Here is a 14,590-nt window from a genome sequence, read left to right as displayed (position 1 = left end):
TGTCGCCGTCGGACGCGGTGGTCGCTTTCTTCGTGGACACGCGGGCTCCCTCTCTCGCCGTTCGGGCGCGGCATCCTGCCGGCCACCTGGGTAAAGGCTATGGCCCCGCCGGGTCGCCGGCATCTCGATTCCTGACCGGTCGGGCCCGGCGGGGCCACCGGTCACAGGTCCTCGATCCGGTGGGTGGTGGAGCCGTCGGGGCGGTGCACGACCACCGTGATGCTGCCGATCTCGCCGCCCTCCGGCCCCGGCCACCACGCCGCCCACCATCCGCCCCCGGTGCTGGTCCGGATGGTCCTGCCGTCGGCGAGCACCAGGTCGACGCCGGTGACCGACGGGCCGACCAGACCCACGGCGTTGGAGTACTGGTCGTGGCCGGAACCGACCGAACTGCGCGTCTCGAGGTTGACGGTGCCGGCGGCGGGGGGCGGCAGGGGGCCGTCCGCCAACGTCATCGCGGTCGGCTGGCCGTCGTCCACGCTCATGCACTCGATCACGCCCGAGCCGCGCCGCTGGATGAGCAGGGTGGCCACCCCCCGCCGCTCGGCCAGGAGCACGTCGGAGGGGCCGACCGGTGCCGCCGGCTCGCTGCCCACCCCGCTCCCGGCGCACCGGCGGGCCTGCGGGAGGACCTGCTCGCCGGTGAGCGCGCCGGGCACCGGGGTCCACGAGGCGAAGGCCCGGTCCATCGGCCCCGGCAGCAGCGCGGGCACGGTGACCGCGCCCACCACCGCGACCGCCCCGGCGGCGACCAGGCCGACCACCCCACGCCTGGTCACCCTGCGTCGTGCCGGCGCGGGGCGGTCGGCTGCCCGGTCCGCGACGATCCGGTCGACGACCGAGGTGGCCCGTTCCCACTCGGCCGGGGTCGGCTGCACCCCGCGTGCCGGGTCCAACACGGAGAGGCGTTCCAGATCCGTCATGACTGCTGCTCCTTGAAGACGGTGAGGGTGTGTGGGCGGGCGGCGGGCGGTTCCAGCGCGGCCCGGAGGCGTTCCCGGGCCCGGCCCAACCGCATGGCGAACGTCGAGCGGCGGCAGCCCAGCACGGTGGCGGCCTGTGCGGCGGTCAGCCCGTCGAACGCCACCAGCGCCAGCACCTCCCGGTCGGCCGGTCGCAGGCCGCGCCAGGCCCGGTCGAGGTCGATCCGGGCGGCGGCGTCGACCATGTCGTCCCCGTACGCCGGCCCGTCCGCCGCCACCAGCCGGACGTCCAGGGCCCGTCGGCGCAGCCAGCCCCGGGTGTGGTTCGCCATCGTGCGGCGGGCCACCGCGAACAGCCACGGACGGGCGTCGTCGGGGAGGTCGTCGAATCGTCGCCAGGCGGTGAGGAAGACCGTCGAGACGACGTCCTCCGCCTCGCTGGGCGGGACCCGCCGCTGCACGAACCGCAGCAGGTCCGGGTACGTCGCGGCGTGCAGGGAGCGGAAGCGTCGCTCCCGTACGCCGTCATCAGCACTGCTCATGTGCGCCTTTCGGTCGGTCGTTGCACCCCCTACCTGTCCGGCGGCACCCCCACTGTCACACCCGGTCCGGCACCGAACCGGCCGTGGACAGGCCGCCGTCGATGCGTCTAAGGTCACGGCATCCTCCGCCCGTGCACCCCGACGAGGAGCGCCATGGGTTTCCCGGTATCCCTCGACGAGCTGCTCGGCGACGAGGTACGACGCGACCCCTACCCGTACTACGCCCGGCTGCACGAGCTGGGGGAGGCGGTCGCACTCGCCCCGACGGCACCGCACGCCGTGGTGGTCCACGGGTACGCCGCCGCCCAGCGGGTGCTGCGTGATCCGGTCTTCCGGGTGCTCGACGCGCGGTACCTGGACCGCGCCGGCGTCCGCTGGCGCGACCACGCGGTGCTGCGGACCCTGCAGGCCAGCATGTTCAACGCCCCGGCCGAGGACCACGCGCGGGTGCGTCACCTGTTCGGCCAGGCGTTGACCGCCCGCCGGGTCGCCGCCCTGGAACCGGCGATCGCGCGGATCACCGACGACCTGCTCGACGGGCTCGCCGAGGCGGGCGCGGACGGCCGTCCGGTGGACTTCATGGCGGCGTTCGCCCTGCCGCTGCCCAGCGCCGTCGTCGGCGAGCTGCTCGGGGTGCCGCCCTCCGACCGGGCCTGGTTCCCGTCCCGGGTGCGGGCGTTCGACGCGGTGCTGGAGATCGGGCCGCGTTCGTTCCGGGAGATCCGGGCCGCCAACCGGGCCGCCGAGGAGCTGACCGGGTACTTCACCACGCTGCTCGCCGCCCGTCGGGCCGAACCCCGCGACGACCTCGTCTCGGCGTTGGCCAGCCTGCGCGCCGACCGCCCCGACCAGCTCTCGGAGGCCGAGCTGCTGGCCAACCTGATCGTCACGTACAACGCGGGGTTCCGGACCACCGCCAACCTGTTCGGCAGCGGGCTGACCCTGCTCCTGGCGCGGCCCGCCGCGCTGGCCGCGTTGCGCGCCGACCCGTCCCTCGCCCCGGCGTACGTCGAGGAGATCCTGCGGTACGAGCCGCCGGTGCACTTCGCGGTGCGCTACGCCGCCGAGGACACCGAGGTCGCCGGGGTCGACGTCCCCCGTGGACGGACGGCGCTGGTGCTGACCGGTGCGGCCAACCGGGACCCGCGACGGTTTCCCGATCCGGACACGTTCGACCCGTCCCGGGCGGACAACCGGCACCTGGCGTTCAGCGCCGGGCCGCACTACTGCGTCGGTGCGGCGCTGGGTCGGACGGAGGGGCGGATCGCGCTGCCCCGGCTACTCGACCGGTTCCCGGCGCTGGCGCTCGCCGCGACTCCCGGCGAGCCACGGCAGCTCATGTTGCGGGGGCACGACCAACTCGCGGTTCGGGTCGGCGAGCCGGCGGCCGATCGGCCGGACGGCACCGCCCGGGTGGACCTTGCGCAACGGGCTTGATTGAGTAAGGTCGATCAAAACGGAGCGGCTGCTCCGGTGACCAGAGCGGCGACGGTCACGCCGACGTCGCACCTGGTCCCGGCCGCGTCCCCGGCCACTGCCACGCCTCCCGTGTCCCACCGGCGGCCGGGTCCGCCGACGCCGACCTCCGGAAAGGAAACCACGACCATGACCGACGAGATCCGCGCGTTCCTCTTCGCCGCGTTGACCGAGATGAAGTACGACATCGAGGGCGCCGACGACGACACGGTGTTCGGTCCGGCCGGTCTCGACGTCGACTCGCTCGGCCTCGCCGAACTGGCCGTACGGGTGGAGGACCGGTTCGGGGTGACCTTCGACGACGACGAGGCCGAGGCGCTGGCGATGATGACCGTCGGCGAGTTCTGCCGCACGGTGGCCGCCCGCGTCGAGCCCGCCTCGGCACACTGACCGTGCCCGCCGCGCCGCCCCGGAGGCGGTCTGTGAAGCGTTCGGGGCAGCGGCGCGAGGGGGGACGTGCATGCGTGCCGGCGTGACGGTGACCGGGATCGGGCTGGTCAGCCCGGTCGGCAGTACCGCCGCCGAGGTGTTCGACGCGGTCTGCGCGGGCCGGTCCGGCCTGACCCGGCCCCCCGAGGGACACCCGGTGCACGGCGTCGTCGACGTCGCCGCGTTCAGCCCGGACATCGACCCGGCCAGCGTGCTGCCCGGTCCCGAGTCCCGGGTGGTGGACCGCGCGGTCGTGATGGCGCTGCGGGCGGCCGGTGACGCGTTGGCCGACGCCGGAGTCGAGGTGGGCCGGGACGTCGACCCGTACCGGGTGGCCGTGATCGTCTCCGGCGTCGGTGGCCTGTCCACCCTGGCGAGCCAGGTCCTCGCGCGGGCCGAGCGGGGCCGGTTCGGGGTCAGCCCGTACATGCTGCCCGGCACCCTGCCCAACATGGGCGCGGCACGGATCGCCATCAGGCACGGCATCCGGGGCTACACCTCGTCGATCGGCACCGCCTGCGCGTCCGGGGCCCAGTCGATCGGGGAGGCGCTGCGCATCCTGCGCGCCGACGAGGCCGACCTGGTGCTCTGCGGGTCCAGCGAGGCGCCGCTCTTCCCGACCTTCGCCGACGCGTTCGGCAACGCCCGCGCGCTCGCCCACGGCTGGTCGGACCCGACGGAGGCGAGCCGCCCGTTCGACAGGAGGCGCAACGGCCTCGTCCTCGGCGAGGGGGCCGGGGTGTTCGTCCTGGAACGCACCGCGCACGCGGTGGCGCGCGGCGCCCGGCGGTACGCCGACCTGCTCGGGTGGGGCGCGAACAACGACGCCTACCACCCGACCACGCCCCGCCCCGACGGGTCCGGTGCGGCGCACTGCATGCGTACGGCGCTGCGCGACGCCGGCCTGGGCCCCGACGACGTCGGCTACCTCAATGCCCACGGCACCAGCACCAAGGCCGGTGACGCGGCCGAGGTGGCCGCCCTGCGGGACGTCTTCGGCGCGGCGGGTCCGCCGGTCAGCTCCACCAAGGGGGTCACCGGGCACGTGCTCGGCGTCTCCGGGGTGATCGAGGCGGCGATCGGCGTCGAGGCGCTGCGTCGCGGCCTGCTCCCGCCGACCCACAACCTCGACGACCCCGACCCGGGCGACGATCTCGACCACATCCGCAAGCAGCCGCGCGAGGCCGCCGTGACCACGGTGATGTCCAACTCGTTCGGCTTCGGCGGCCACAACGTCAGCCTGCTGTTCGGCCCGCCCGGCGGCTGACCGGCACCCCGGTCGCGGCTGCGCCCGGCCCGGCCGGGGCCGGGGCGTGCTCAGCGGACGGTGAGCAGGGTCGCCCCGTCGTGCCGGGCGACGGTGACGGCGAAGTGCTGGTCCAGCATGTCGGTCACGTAGTCGAGGTCGGCCACGAGGGGCACCGGCAGCATCGCCCGCTGGTCGACCGGGGCGTGGGTGCAGACCAGCTCGATCCGGTCGGCCTTGAGCAGCCCCCGGGTCAGGAACGCCGGCAGGTCCTCGGGCAGCAGGAACCGCCACAGGTCGACGTTGACGATCACGTCGAGCGCGCCGGCCTTGAACTGCTGGAGCACCGTGCCGAGCAGGTGCGCGTTGGTCGGCCCGGCCGGCGCGTCGTGGTCGAACGTCTGCGAGTCGGGGCCCAGCTCCAGGGTGGACACCCCGTTGCCGATCACCAACGCGGTGCGGGTGGCCAGTTCCGTGCGCAACGTGTCGGGCAGCGCCTCCGGCCGCCCCAGCCCCGCCCGCCGGTACGCCTCGATGGCCTGACCGTAGAGGCGGATGCGGCCCAGGTGCCGGCCGAACGTGTTGATCGCGTACAGCACCTCGACGTCGTAGCGCAGGTGCTTGCGCAGCAGGTACTTCATGTTGTCCATCGAGGCGAGCCCGTTGGACGTCTTGCGGAAGTGCGGCAGGTGGTACGACGTCGCCTCGACGTCCAGCTCGAACACGTCGGGCCGGCCCCCGTGCAGGTGGAAGATCCGGTAGAAGAACTCCAGGTCCTCGAACCCCCACTTGACCATCGCCTCGTCGAAGCCGGCCACCCGCAGGAACGACTCCCGGTCGACCGAGGCGTTGTGGGTCAGGCCGAGCACCCAGGGCGCGCTGGGGAAGTCGCGGATGCGCTGCGGGTGGGCGATGTCCTCCAGCCGTGGGTCGCCGCGCTCGGCGTCCAGCAGCTCCGGGTCGACGGGGTCGCCCCGGCGCACCGCGTCCGCACCGGCCCAGTCGAGGTCGTAGCGCTGACCGAGCAGGACCCCGGGCCGACCACCGCGCGCGTCGTGATGATCGCGGTGCCGGGCGAGCAGGGTGGGGTGGGCGACCGTGTCGGCGTCCAGGAACAGCAGGACGTCGGCCTGGGCACGGGCCGCCGCCGCGTTGCGGTTGGCGCTGCGGCCCCGGTTGGTCTCGCTGCGCACGCAGGTGATCCGCAGCCGGTCGGCGTAGCGTTCGACGACCGGGGTCAACGGGACGGCCGACCCGTCGTCGCCGACGATGACCTCGAACTCCTGCGCCGGGAGGGTCTGCCGGGTCAGCGACGCGACAGTCGTGTCGAGCGCGACGGCGTTGTTGTGGGCGGGGATCACCACGCTCAGGCGGGGCCGGTCCATGGAACTCCTTCGGAAGATACCGGCCGGGCCCCCGTCGCGGGCCGTCAGCGGGGGGTGCAGTGCTGGGTGATGTAGTCGGCCAGGTCGCCGACCGTGGTCATCCGGTCCTCGTCGAGATCCTCGACGTCGATCTGGATCTCCAGCTCGTCCTCGATCTCGAGCAGCAGCTCCAGCGCGAGGGAGGAGCTGAGGCCCAGCTCGTCCATCAGCTGCGTGCCGACGGTGACCGGGGCCTCCGGTCGGAGCATCCGGGTCAGCAGCGCGACCATCGTGTCGACGACCTGCGCGCGCAGCTGCGGCGCGGTGGTCGTGTCGGGCTCTGTCACTGGACCCCACGCTCCAACATGGAGCCCATCAGAGCAAACGTGATCGGCGGGTGTCAACGGATGTCGCGATCTTCAGCCGACCGGTCGCGGAACCGCTCCGGACGGCGCGTCGAGGCCGTGGAACGACGCCGTGTCGTAGGGCGCCTCGCCGGTCAGGGCCACCGCGACCCGGTAGCCGGCCGGGGTCGCGACGTCGGTGACCCGGTGTACCCCCGGCGGGTCGCCGCACGCCACCACGTCCCCCCGGTGCACCGGCAGCGCCAGGTGCGGCCAGAGCCGTTCCCCGGCCGCCTTGACCACCGCCTCCTTGCGGGCCCACAGCCGGGCGAACCGCTCGGCCCGGCCGGCGACGTCCGGCCCCGAGGCGACGTGCCGGGCCTCCCCTGCGGCGAAGAACCGGGCGGCCAGCGCCACCGGATCCCTTTGCGGCGTCACGTGCTGGATGTCGACCCCCACCGGCCGCCCGCCGCCCACCGCCACCGCGACCAGGTCGGCGGAGTACGACAGGCTGGTCTGCGGCCCGCCCCGGGGCTCGGTCAACGTCGGCTTGCCGTACCGGCCCCGCTGCCAGGTGAGCCGTCCGGGTGCGACGCCCAGGGCCGCGCCCACCAGCAGACGCAGCGCCCCGTGCGCCACGGTGAACCGGTCCCGGGCGGCGGCCGGGCCGAGCGCCGCCGCCCGGCTGCGTTCGTCGGCGGTGAGCACCGCGTCGTACCGGGCCAGCTCGGCCGGACCGGGTCGGGCCGGCAGGATCCAGATCCGGACGGTGTCCCGCATGGGCCGTACCCTAGCCCCGCCGGCACCGCCCGGCGGGCGGCACGATCCGCGGCGTTGACACGTGCCGATCTCCGTTGCTCTGATTGACCGATGTTCGCGCAGACCGCCGAGGCGCAGGTGCTCGTCCCGTTCGCCGGCCCGGGGGCCGGGACCGCGCCGCTGACCTGGGGTCAACTGGCGATCATGCAGGACATGCGGGAGACCGGGTGGACGCACAACGTCAGCGGCGCGCACCCGGTGCCGGCCGGGGTCACCGTGGAGCAGGTCGCGGCGCAGCTCGGTGACCTGATGAGCCGGCACCCGGCGCTGCGGATGCGGTTGGGCACCGACGACCGCGGCGAGCCCTGCCAGGTGGTCTCCGCCGACGGGGAGATCGCCCTGGACGTGCTGGACGTCCCCGACGACGCCGACCCGGCCGACGTGGCGAAGTTCGCCTACGAGCTGGGCCACGCCCGGCTGCTGGCCCCCTACGACCTCTACCGGGACTGGTCGGTGCGGATGGCGGTGATCCGGCACCGGGGCACGCTGGTGCACCGGGTGCTGACCCTCGACCACCTGGTCGTCGACGGCACCGCGACCGCCCTGGTGATGGCCGACCTCGGGCTCGTCGACCTGACGGCCCGGCGCGCGCCCGACCCGCGTACGGTGCAGCTGCTCGACCTCGGCCGGCGCGAGCGCACCCCGCCGCTGCGCCAGGTGAGCGACCGGGCGGTCCGCCACTGGGAGGCACACCTGCGCGACCTGCCGCCCTCGACCTTCGGCGAGGTCACCAACCCGGCCGGGCGGCACGGCCGGCGGTTCTGGCACGGCCGGTTCAGCTCGCCGGCGGCCTTCCTGGCGGTGCAGGCCATCGCCCGACGCACCCGGACGGACACCTCCCGGGTGCTGCTGGCGGTGATCGCCGTGGCGGTGGGCCGGGCCACCGGGGTCAGCCCGTTGACCGCCAAACTCATCGTCGGCAACCGGTTCCGGCCGGGGTTCGCCGAGGCGATCGCCCCGCTGAGTCAGAACGGGGTGCTCACCGTCGACGCCACCGACACCACGGTGGACGAGGTGGTGACCCGGGCCCGTCGCGCCTCCGTCGCCGCCGGCATGTACGCCTACTACGACCCGGTGCAGCTCGCCGAGGCCGGCGCCCGGCTCGACGAGGAGCGCGGCTACCCGGCCCGGGTGACCCTCCGGATCAACGACCGGCGGGTGGTGACCCGGCAGGCAGCGGAGGACGCGGCCCGCGCCGCCGAGGTGACCCCGGAGCAGATCCGCCGCCGGGCGGGCGAGACGTTCCTGGTCTGGGACGGCACCCTCGACCACCTGCCCGAGCAGGCGTTCATCACCGTGGAGGACCAGCCGGACACGATCTTCCTCCAGGTGATCTTCGACCTGGGCTGCTTCACCGAGGCCCAGGCCGAGGCGCTGCTGCGCGGGGTGGAGGAGGTGGCCGTCGAGGCGGCGTTCGACCCGACGGCACCGACCCGGGTCGCCGGCTGACCCGTCGCGTGACGGTCACGGGGCGTCGTACCACCCGGTGACCGCCGCCGCGACGGTCACCGGTCCACGGCTCGGGGGAGGGTCACCGTTCGACCCGGTCCCAGGTCACCGGCAGCGCCTCCAGGCTGCGTACCACCAGGCCGGGCTTGAACCGCAGCTCCTCCTCGGGCACGGCCAGCCGCAGGCCGGGCAGCCGGCGCAGCAGCGCACCGAGGGCCTCCTGCAACTCCATCCGGGCCAGCGCCGCGCCGAGGCAGTGGTGCGGGCCGGCCCCGAACGCCAGGTGCGGGTTGTCGGCCCGGGTCAGGTCGAGGGTGTCCGCCCCGGCGAACACCGACGCGTCCCGGTTGGCCGAGGCGATCGCCGGCAGCACCGGGGTCCCCGCAGGCAGGCACACCCCGCCCAGTTCCACCTCCTCGGTGGTGACCCGGGGCAGCAGCACCCCGTTGTCGCCGAGCTGGATGAAGCGGGACAGTTCCTCCACCGCGCGGGCCACCGCGACCGGGTCGTCACCGCGCAGGCCGGCGAGCTGTTCGGGGTGCCGGGCCAGCACGAGCAGGAACAGGTTGAGCTGGTTGGTGGTGGTCTCGTGGCCGCCGACGAAGATGCCGGCGGTCACCGAGACGAGTTCCCGTTCGGTGAGGTCGTCGTGCTCGTCCCAGGCCTTGATCAGGGCGCTCATCAGGTCGTCGCCCGGCTCGCGGCGACGCGCGACGATCATCTCGCCGAACGCGTCGAGGGCGGCCTGCGGGGCCGCCGGGTCGGCGTCCCAGTCGCCGACGAGCGCGTCGGACCACTCGCGTACCCGGTCCTGGTCCTGCTCCGCGATGCCGAACAGCTTGCTGATCACGTAGATCGGCAGCGGCGCGGACAGGTGGGGGATCAGGTCCGCCGGTGGGCCCGCCGCCACCAGGTCGTCGATCATCCGGTCGACGAGCCCGGCCACCGTCGGGCGCAGCGCCTCCACCCGGCGGACGGTGAAGGCGTGCGACACCGCCCTGCGCATCGTGGTGTGCCGGGGCGGGTCCATTCCGATCAGCGAGTCCTCGGCCAGCGAACCCAGCTCCCGGGTCGGCCGGTCCGGTCCGGCCGCGGCGGCCCGGCTGAACCGCTGGTCGGTGAAGACCCGGCGGACGTCCGCGTGCCGGGTGGCCAGGTAGGCCCTGCCGCCGTCGGGCAGCGCGATCGGCGCCACCGGGCAGGTCTCCCGCAGCCGGGTGTAGTCAGGTGACGGGTGGTAGATCGTCGGAGCCGGAGCGAGCGGGTACGGAATGGGCTCTTGCGTCATCTGCGACTCCTAGGGTGGTCTGACGGTGGATCAGCTCCGGGTGCCCGCGGCGAGGGCCACCAGCGCCGGCACCACCTCGGCGGGGGCGGGCATCGCGTGGACCCGGTCGCGCATCAGCGCGGCGGCGGTGCGCCAGGGGCCGTCGGCGATCAGCTCGCCGACCAGCCCGCGCAGCGTGTCGTCGTCGGCCCGGCCGCCGGGCAGCCAGGTGCCGGCCCCGGTGACGGCCAGCCGCTCGGCGTTGAAGTGCTGATCGCTGACCTGCGGCAGGACGAGCTGCGGCACCCCGAGGCCGAGCGCCGTCATCGTGGTCCCCGCGCCGCCCTGCTGCACCAGCGCGGCGCAGGTCGGCAGCACCAGCCGCAGGGCCAGCGGGCTGTCGACCAGCCGGACGTTGCCCGGCAGCGGGTGCAGCGCCGCCTGCTGGGCCGGCTCGACCAGCACGACGACCTCCACGTCCAGCCCGGCCACCGCCCGCACGACCCGGGGGAGGTCCAGCCGGTCGTCGAGCCCGGCGCCGGCCATCATGGTGCCCGCCGTCACGCAGACCCGGGGCCGGTCCGCCGGGCGGTGCAGCCAGGGCGGCAGCACGGCCGGGCCGTTGTACGGCACGTACCGGACCGGCCAGGTCGGGCCGGTCACCGGCACCTGCATCGGGGGCGGCACCGGGTCGAGGGTCAGCGCCCCGGCCAGGTCCACGTCGGCGGCGGCCAGCCCGAACCGGCCGGCCAGCGGGCCGAGCACCGGCTCCGGGTCGAGCCGGAGGGTGACCGAGGAGTCCGGCCCCCACAGGTGCCGCACACCGGGCACGCCCAGCGCGGCGGCGGCCACCGCGGCGGCGAGGTTGAACGGCTCCCAGACCATCAGGTCCGGCCGCCAGGAGCGGCCGAAACCGACCAGGTCGTCGAGGAGGGCGTCGGCGAACCGGACCACGCCGCCGTCGGCGGTGATCGCCGGTTCGACCGTGTCGTCGGGGGTGTCGTCCGGCTCGTCGGTGGCCCGGTCCAGGGCGCCCACCGCGCCGATCCGGCCCGCGAAGGCGGTGGCGAAGTCGACGTCCGCACCCAACGGCACCGCCGCCAGCCCGGCCGAGGTGATCGCCGGCACCAGCGCCGGATGGCTGGCCACCCGCACCTCGTGGCCGGCGGCCTGCAGGGCCCAACCGAGCGGCACCAGGCCGTAGAAATGCGACCGCCAGCCCCACGTCGACAACAGAATCCGCAAAGCCGCAGTCAAGTCCGACCCATCCGCGCGTACCACCCGGCAGTCCTGGTGCACCGATGCTAGGCGATGGGTGTCCGCACCCGGAAGATCGTCGCGGCGACCAATGGATATTGACGCCGGCCGCACCGATGACCGAGTCTTACCGGTGCCCGATGTGGACCGCCGACCGACAGGTGGGTAGCTCGCCATGACCGTCGTCTCGGAGCTGCGGGACTACCCCTTCGCGCCGTTCACCGGCGACCTGCCCACCGAACTGCTGGACATGGTGGTGGCCGAGCCGGTCAGCCGGGTGCGGCTGCCCGACGGGCGGCCCGCCTGGCTGGTGCTCGGCTACCACGACTGCTGCACGGTACTGGCCGACCCCCGGTTCTCCCGGCTGCCGCTGGGCGCGACCGGGACCCCCGACGGCGGCGGACCCCGCGAGTTGAACATGGACGGTCCGGCGCACGCGGTCGTCCGCCGGGTGGCCAGCCGGGCCTTCACCGCCCGCCGCATCGACACCTTCCGCCCCCGGGTACGCCGGCTGGTCGACGCGTTGATCGACGACCTGCTGGCCGGTCCCCGCCCCGCCGACCTGGTCGCCGCGCTGGTGGCGCCACTGCCGGTCCACGTGGTCTGCGACGTGCTGGGGGTGCCGGTGGCCGACCGGCCCCGGTTCTACGGCTGGATCGAGGGCCTGAACTCGGTCACCGCGTACGGGTCCGCCGACGCCGCCGCCGCGCAGGCGGAGCTGCGGGCGTACCTGGCCGGGCAGTTGGCGGGCAAGCGGGCGACCCCCGGCGACGACCTGCTCTCGGCCTGGGTGCTGGGCCGCGACGCGCACGAACTCGACGACGCGGAACTGGTGGAGCTGGCGATGGGGGTGCTGCTCGGCGGGCTGGAGATCAACTCCACGAGCGCCGGGCTGCGCGCGCTGTTCCAGCACCCCGAGCAGTTGGCGAAGCTGCGGGCCGACCCGGCCAAGCTCTCCTCGGCCACCGACGAGATCCTCCGGTACACGTCGGTGAGCAGCATGTTCCGGGTCCAGGTGGTCCGCGAGGACCTCACCCTGGGCGGGGTGGCGATGCGCGCCGGAGACTGCGTGATGGCGATCCCGTGGGCCGGCAACCGCGACCCGCGCGTCTTCCCCGACCCCAACGTGTTCGACATCGACCGGGTGCCGGCCGCACCGCACCTCACCTTCGGCTTCGGGCCGCACTTCTGCCTGGGCACCGCGCTCGGCCGGATGCAGGTGGAGCTGTCCATCGGCGAGCTGCTGCGGCGGCTGCCGGGACTGGCCCCCGCCGTGCCGCTCGACGGGATCCCCTGGCGGCACGACCGGATGAACGGCGGCATCGCGTCGTTCCCGGTCACCTGGTGAGGCCGCCCCGGTCACCGGCCGGCGCGGCCACCCCGCAGGCGCCGGCGGTCAGTAGCTCTCCACCGCGTTGACCCGGTCGGGCCAGTAGCGCTGGCCGGGCGCGGCGACGTAGTGCTCCCACCGGGGCGCGTCGCCGGTCGGGTGGTCGCCGAGCACGGTGATCCGCTGCCCGCGCCGCACGCCCGCGTAGTCGTTGATCGCGTAGTGCTGGGTGACCCGGTTGTCCCAGATCGCGACGTCACCCACCCGCCAGCGGTACCGGCAGGTGAACTGGGGGCCCTCGGAGAAGGCGAACAGGTACTCCAGCAGCGCGTCGCTCTCGTTGCGGCTCAACTGCGGGATGTGCGAGGTGAACAGCCGGTTGACGTACAGCGAGCGGCGGCCGGTCTCGGGGTGCACCCGGACCACCGGGTGTTCGGCCCGGCTGGTGAACTCGGTGCCGATCCGGATGACGTGGATGGCGGTCAACCCGTCGAGCAGGTCCCGCATCGGGGCGGAGAGCGCCTCGTACACCTTGCACTGGTTGGTCCACATGGTGTCGCCGCCGGTCTCGGGCAGCTGCACCAGGTGCAGGATCGAGGCGATCGGCGGGCTCTGGTGGAAGGTCATGTCGGTGTGCCAGACGTCCACCTTGCCGCCGTCCTCGGAGTCGATCAGGACGATCTCCGGGTGCCCCGCCAGCCGGGGCAGGTACGGGTGCAGCTCGACCTCGCCGAAACGCCGGCCGAAGGCGATGTGCGCCTGCGGCGTCAGCGCGGTCTGCCCGGCGACGAAGACCACCTGGTGCGCGAGCAACAGCCGGTGCAGGTGGGCGAATCCCTCGTCGGTCAGGGTGTTCAGGTCGATGCCGTGGACCTCGGCGCCCAGGGCGCCCGCGACGAGCCGTACCTGCGGCACGAGGGACGTGGTCATCGGTGCTTCCTCCGGTCTGGGCACCCGGGCCCGTCGGCGCATTGTTCCACGCCGGTGAATGGGATCTCCACCGTTGATATTGACGCCGTCGCGCCGTCCCTGGGAGCATTCGGGCCGGCGGAGGCCACGGCCATCGTGGACGCGCGGCGCGACGGGGGGCTGTCCCGGTGACGATCGAGACCTCGACCGATGACGATCCGGCGGCCCGGCTCGGCCGGCTGACCGACCTGGCCACCCCGTTCGCCGTACGCACGGCGGTCACCCTGCGGGTGCCGGAGCGGATCGCGGCCGGCGTGACCGGTCTGGACAAGCTGGCCGCCGCCTGTGACGCCGACCCGGACGCGCTCGGCCGGCTGCTGCGCTACCTGGTCCACCGGGGTGTGTTCGTGGAGACCGCGCCCGACGTGTTCGCGCTGACCGACGTCGGCGAGCTGCTCTGTGAGCGCGACGGCGGCGGCCACGGCGGCTACCTCGACCTCGACGGTCTCGGGGCGCGGATGGACCTCGCCTACACGGGGCTGCCGCACGCGGTGCGCACCGGCGGACCGGGCTACCAGGCGGTGCACGGGCGGGACTTCTGGGCCGACCTCGACGCGCACCCGTCCTACCGGGCCTACTTCGACGCGCTGATGCTCAGCCAGCAGCGGTTCACCGCGCCGCAGGTGGCGGCGCTCTACCCGTGGCAGCGGGTGGGCCACGTGACCGACGTCGCCGGGGGTGCCGGCGGGCTGCTGCGGGAGCTGCTGACGACCCACCCGCACCTGCGGGGCACCCTGGTCGACCGCGACGAGCCGGTGGCGACGGCGACCGCGACGTTCGCCGCGCACGGGCTGACCGACCGGGTCGACGCCGTGGTCGGGGACTTCTTCGCCGAGCTGCCGGCCGGGGCCGACGTGTACGTGGTGTCCCGGGCGTTGACCGACTGGAGCGACAGGCACGCGACGGCGATCCTGCGCCGGTGCGCCGAGGCGGCCGGGCGCACCGGTCGGGTGCTGGTGGTGGAGGTGCTGCCGACCGACCCGTACGTGCCGCACCGCTCGCCGTACGACCTGCAGATGCTGGTGCTGGTGGGCGGCTGCGAGCGGGGGGTGGCCGAGCACGTGGCGCTCGCGGCGGCGGCGGGTCTGAAACCGGTCGGGACCTACCGCGGCACCGGGGGACTGACGCTGTTGGAGTTCGCTGTGGACGCCTGATCCGCCGACGGGTGATCCGAC

General features: G+C 74.3%; 14 protein-coding genes. 6 read left to right on the top strand and 8 right to left on the bottom strand.

Features of this window, described 5'->3' with window-relative positions; genetic code table 11:
• Nucleotides 1-161 precede the first annotated feature (161 nt).
• Nucleotides 162-923 carry a hypothetical protein gene (locus ACOJTC_RS32900; RefSeq protein ID WP_420119803.1) on the bottom strand — a complete coding sequence of 254 codons (762 nt, stop codon included), beginning with the start codon at nucleotides 921-923 and terminating at the stop codon, nucleotides 162-164.
• Nucleotides 920-1,465 carry an RNA polymerase sigma factor gene (locus ACOJTC_RS32895; protein WP_420119802.1) on the bottom strand — a complete coding sequence of 182 codons (546 nt, stop codon included), beginning with the start codon at nucleotides 1,463-1,465 and terminating at the stop codon, nucleotides 920-922. Before ACOJTC_RS32895 ends, ACOJTC_RS32900 begins: the two co-directional genes overlap by 4 nt.
• A gap of 153 nt (nucleotides 1,466-1,618) precedes the next feature.
• Between ACOJTC_RS32895 and ACOJTC_RS32890 the strand changes: the two genes are divergently transcribed.
• From ACOJTC_RS32890 to ACOJTC_RS32880, 3 genes are all read left to right on the top strand, one after another.
• Complete coding sequence (locus ACOJTC_RS32890) at nucleotides 1,619-2,902, top strand: cytochrome P450 (protein WP_204928197.1); 1,284 nt, start codon at nucleotides 1,619-1,621, stop codon at nucleotides 2,900-2,902.
• Between the two features lie 168 nt (nucleotides 2,903-3,070).
• Nucleotides 3,071-3,331 carry an acyl carrier protein gene (locus ACOJTC_RS32885; protein ID WP_204928196.1) on the top strand — a complete coding sequence of 87 codons (261 nt, stop codon included), beginning with the start codon at nucleotides 3,071-3,073 and terminating at the stop codon, nucleotides 3,329-3,331.
• Nucleotides 3,332-3,401: 70 nt separating this feature from the next.
• Nucleotides 3,402-4,637: a beta-ketoacyl-[acyl-carrier-protein] synthase family protein gene (locus ACOJTC_RS32880; RefSeq protein ID WP_420119801.1), complete on the top strand. Its 1,236-nt coding sequence runs from the start codon at nucleotides 3,402-3,404 to the stop codon at nucleotides 4,635-4,637.
• A gap of 50 nt (nucleotides 4,638-4,687) precedes the next feature.
• Here ACOJTC_RS32880 and ACOJTC_RS32875 read toward each other — a convergent pair whose 3' ends face one another.
• From ACOJTC_RS32875 to ACOJTC_RS32865, 3 genes are all read right to left on the bottom strand, one after another.
• Nucleotides 4,688-6,001 (bottom strand): glycosyltransferase family 2 protein, encoded by a 1,314-nt coding sequence (locus tag ACOJTC_RS32875; protein WP_420119800.1) that lies wholly within the window; start codon nucleotides 5,999-6,001, stop codon nucleotides 4,688-4,690.
• Nucleotides 6,002-6,045: 44 nt separating this feature from the next.
• Complete coding sequence (locus ACOJTC_RS32870) at nucleotides 6,046-6,327, bottom strand: phosphopantetheine-binding protein (protein WP_357933113.1); 282 nt, start codon at nucleotides 6,325-6,327, stop codon at nucleotides 6,046-6,048.
• 72 nt (nucleotides 6,328-6,399) lie between these two features.
• Nucleotides 6,400-7,104, bottom strand: a complete 705-nt coding sequence (locus ACOJTC_RS32865) for a 4'-phosphopantetheinyl transferase family protein (RefSeq protein ID WP_420119799.1) — start codon at nucleotides 7,102-7,104, stop codon at nucleotides 6,400-6,402.
• A 90-nt stretch (nucleotides 7,105-7,194) separates the two neighbouring features.
• Between ACOJTC_RS32865 and ACOJTC_RS32860 the strand changes: the two genes are divergently transcribed.
• Complete coding sequence (locus tag ACOJTC_RS32860; RefSeq protein WP_420119798.1) at nucleotides 7,195-8,592, top strand: condensation domain-containing protein; 1,398 nt, start codon at nucleotides 7,195-7,197, stop codon at nucleotides 8,590-8,592.
• Between the two features lie 82 nt (nucleotides 8,593-8,674).
• On the opposite strand, the gene ACOJTC_RS32855 is transcribed toward ACOJTC_RS32860, so the two are convergent.
• A complete protein-coding gene (locus ACOJTC_RS32855; protein WP_420119797.1) occupies nucleotides 8,675-9,880 on the bottom strand; it encodes a cytochrome P450 in 1,206 nt (401 codons plus the stop codon).
• A 30-nt stretch (nucleotides 9,881-9,910) separates the two neighbouring features.
• Nucleotides 9,911-11,104, bottom strand: a complete 1,194-nt coding sequence (locus ACOJTC_RS32850) for a nucleotide disphospho-sugar-binding domain-containing protein (RefSeq protein WP_420119796.1) — start codon at nucleotides 11,102-11,104, stop codon at nucleotides 9,911-9,913.
• Nucleotides 11,105-11,291: 187 nt separating this feature from the next.
• Between ACOJTC_RS32850 and ACOJTC_RS32845 the strand changes: the two genes are divergently transcribed.
• A complete protein-coding gene (locus tag ACOJTC_RS32845; RefSeq protein WP_420119795.1) occupies nucleotides 11,292-12,464 on the top strand; it encodes a cytochrome P450 in 1,173 nt (390 codons plus the stop codon).
• 48 nt (nucleotides 12,465-12,512) lie between these two features.
• On the opposite strand, the gene ACOJTC_RS32840 is transcribed toward ACOJTC_RS32845, so the two are convergent.
• Nucleotides 12,513-13,376: a TauD/TfdA dioxygenase family protein gene (locus ACOJTC_RS32840; protein WP_204928189.1), complete on the bottom strand. Its 864-nt coding sequence runs from the start codon at nucleotides 13,374-13,376 to the stop codon at nucleotides 12,513-12,515.
• A gap of 167 nt (nucleotides 13,377-13,543) precedes the next feature.
• On the opposite strand from ACOJTC_RS32840, the gene ACOJTC_RS32835 reads away from it, so the two are divergent.
• Nucleotides 13,544-14,569, top strand: a complete 1,026-nt coding sequence (locus tag ACOJTC_RS32835) for a methyltransferase (RefSeq protein WP_420119794.1) — start codon at nucleotides 13,544-13,546, stop codon at nucleotides 14,567-14,569.
• The last annotated feature ends 21 nt before the right edge of the window (nucleotides 14,570-14,590 follow it).

This window comes from Micromonospora sp., assembly GCF_048594385.1.
GTDB lineage: Bacteria > Actinomycetota > Actinomycetes > Mycobacteriales > Micromonosporaceae > Micromonospora > Micromonospora wenchangensis.
Note: the sequence above shows the minus strand (reverse complement) of the source record. Positions and strands in the feature narration are given on the sequence as shown.

Excerpts from the sequence above, each read along its gene's own strand:
- ACOJTC_RS32875 (WP_420119800.1), bottom strand. The coding sequence starts at position 6,001 with ATGGACCGGCCCCGCCTGAGCGTGGTGATCCCCGCCCACAACAACGCC.
- ACOJTC_RS32880 (WP_420119801.1), top strand. The coding sequence starts at position 3,402 with ATGCGTGCCGGCGTGACGGTGACCGGGATCGGGCTGGTCAGCCCGGTC.
- ACOJTC_RS32890 (WP_204928197.1), top strand. The coding sequence starts at position 1,619 with ATGGGTTTCCCGGTATCCCTCGACGAGCTGCTCGGCGACGAGGTACGA.
- ACOJTC_RS32845 (WP_420119795.1), top strand. The coding sequence starts at position 11,292 with ATGACCGTCGTCTCGGAGCTGCGGGACTACCCCTTCGCGCCGTTCACC.
- ACOJTC_RS32840 (WP_204928189.1), bottom strand. The coding sequence starts at position 13,376 with ATGACCACGTCCCTCGTGCCGCAGGTACGGCTCGTCGCGGGCGCCCTG.
- ACOJTC_RS32865 (WP_420119799.1), bottom strand. The coding sequence starts at position 7,104 with ATGCGGGACACCGTCCGGATCTGGATCCTGCCGGCCCGACCCGGTCCG.
- ACOJTC_RS32860 (WP_420119798.1), top strand. The coding sequence starts at position 7,195 with ATGTTCGCGCAGACCGCCGAGGCGCAGGTGCTCGTCCCGTTCGCCGGC.
- ACOJTC_RS32885 (WP_204928196.1), top strand. The coding sequence starts at position 3,071 with ATGACCGACGAGATCCGCGCGTTCCTCTTCGCCGCGTTGACCGAGATG.
- ACOJTC_RS32895 (WP_420119802.1), bottom strand. The coding sequence starts at position 1,465 with ATGAGCAGTGCTGATGACGGCGTACGGGAGCGACGCTTCCGCTCCCTG.
- ACOJTC_RS32855 (WP_420119797.1), bottom strand. The coding sequence starts at position 9,880 with ATGACGCAAGAGCCCATTCCGTACCCGCTCGCTCCGGCTCCGACGATC.
- ACOJTC_RS32900 (WP_420119803.1), bottom strand. The coding sequence starts at position 923 with ATGACGGATCTGGAACGCCTCTCCGTGTTGGACCCGGCACGCGGGGTG.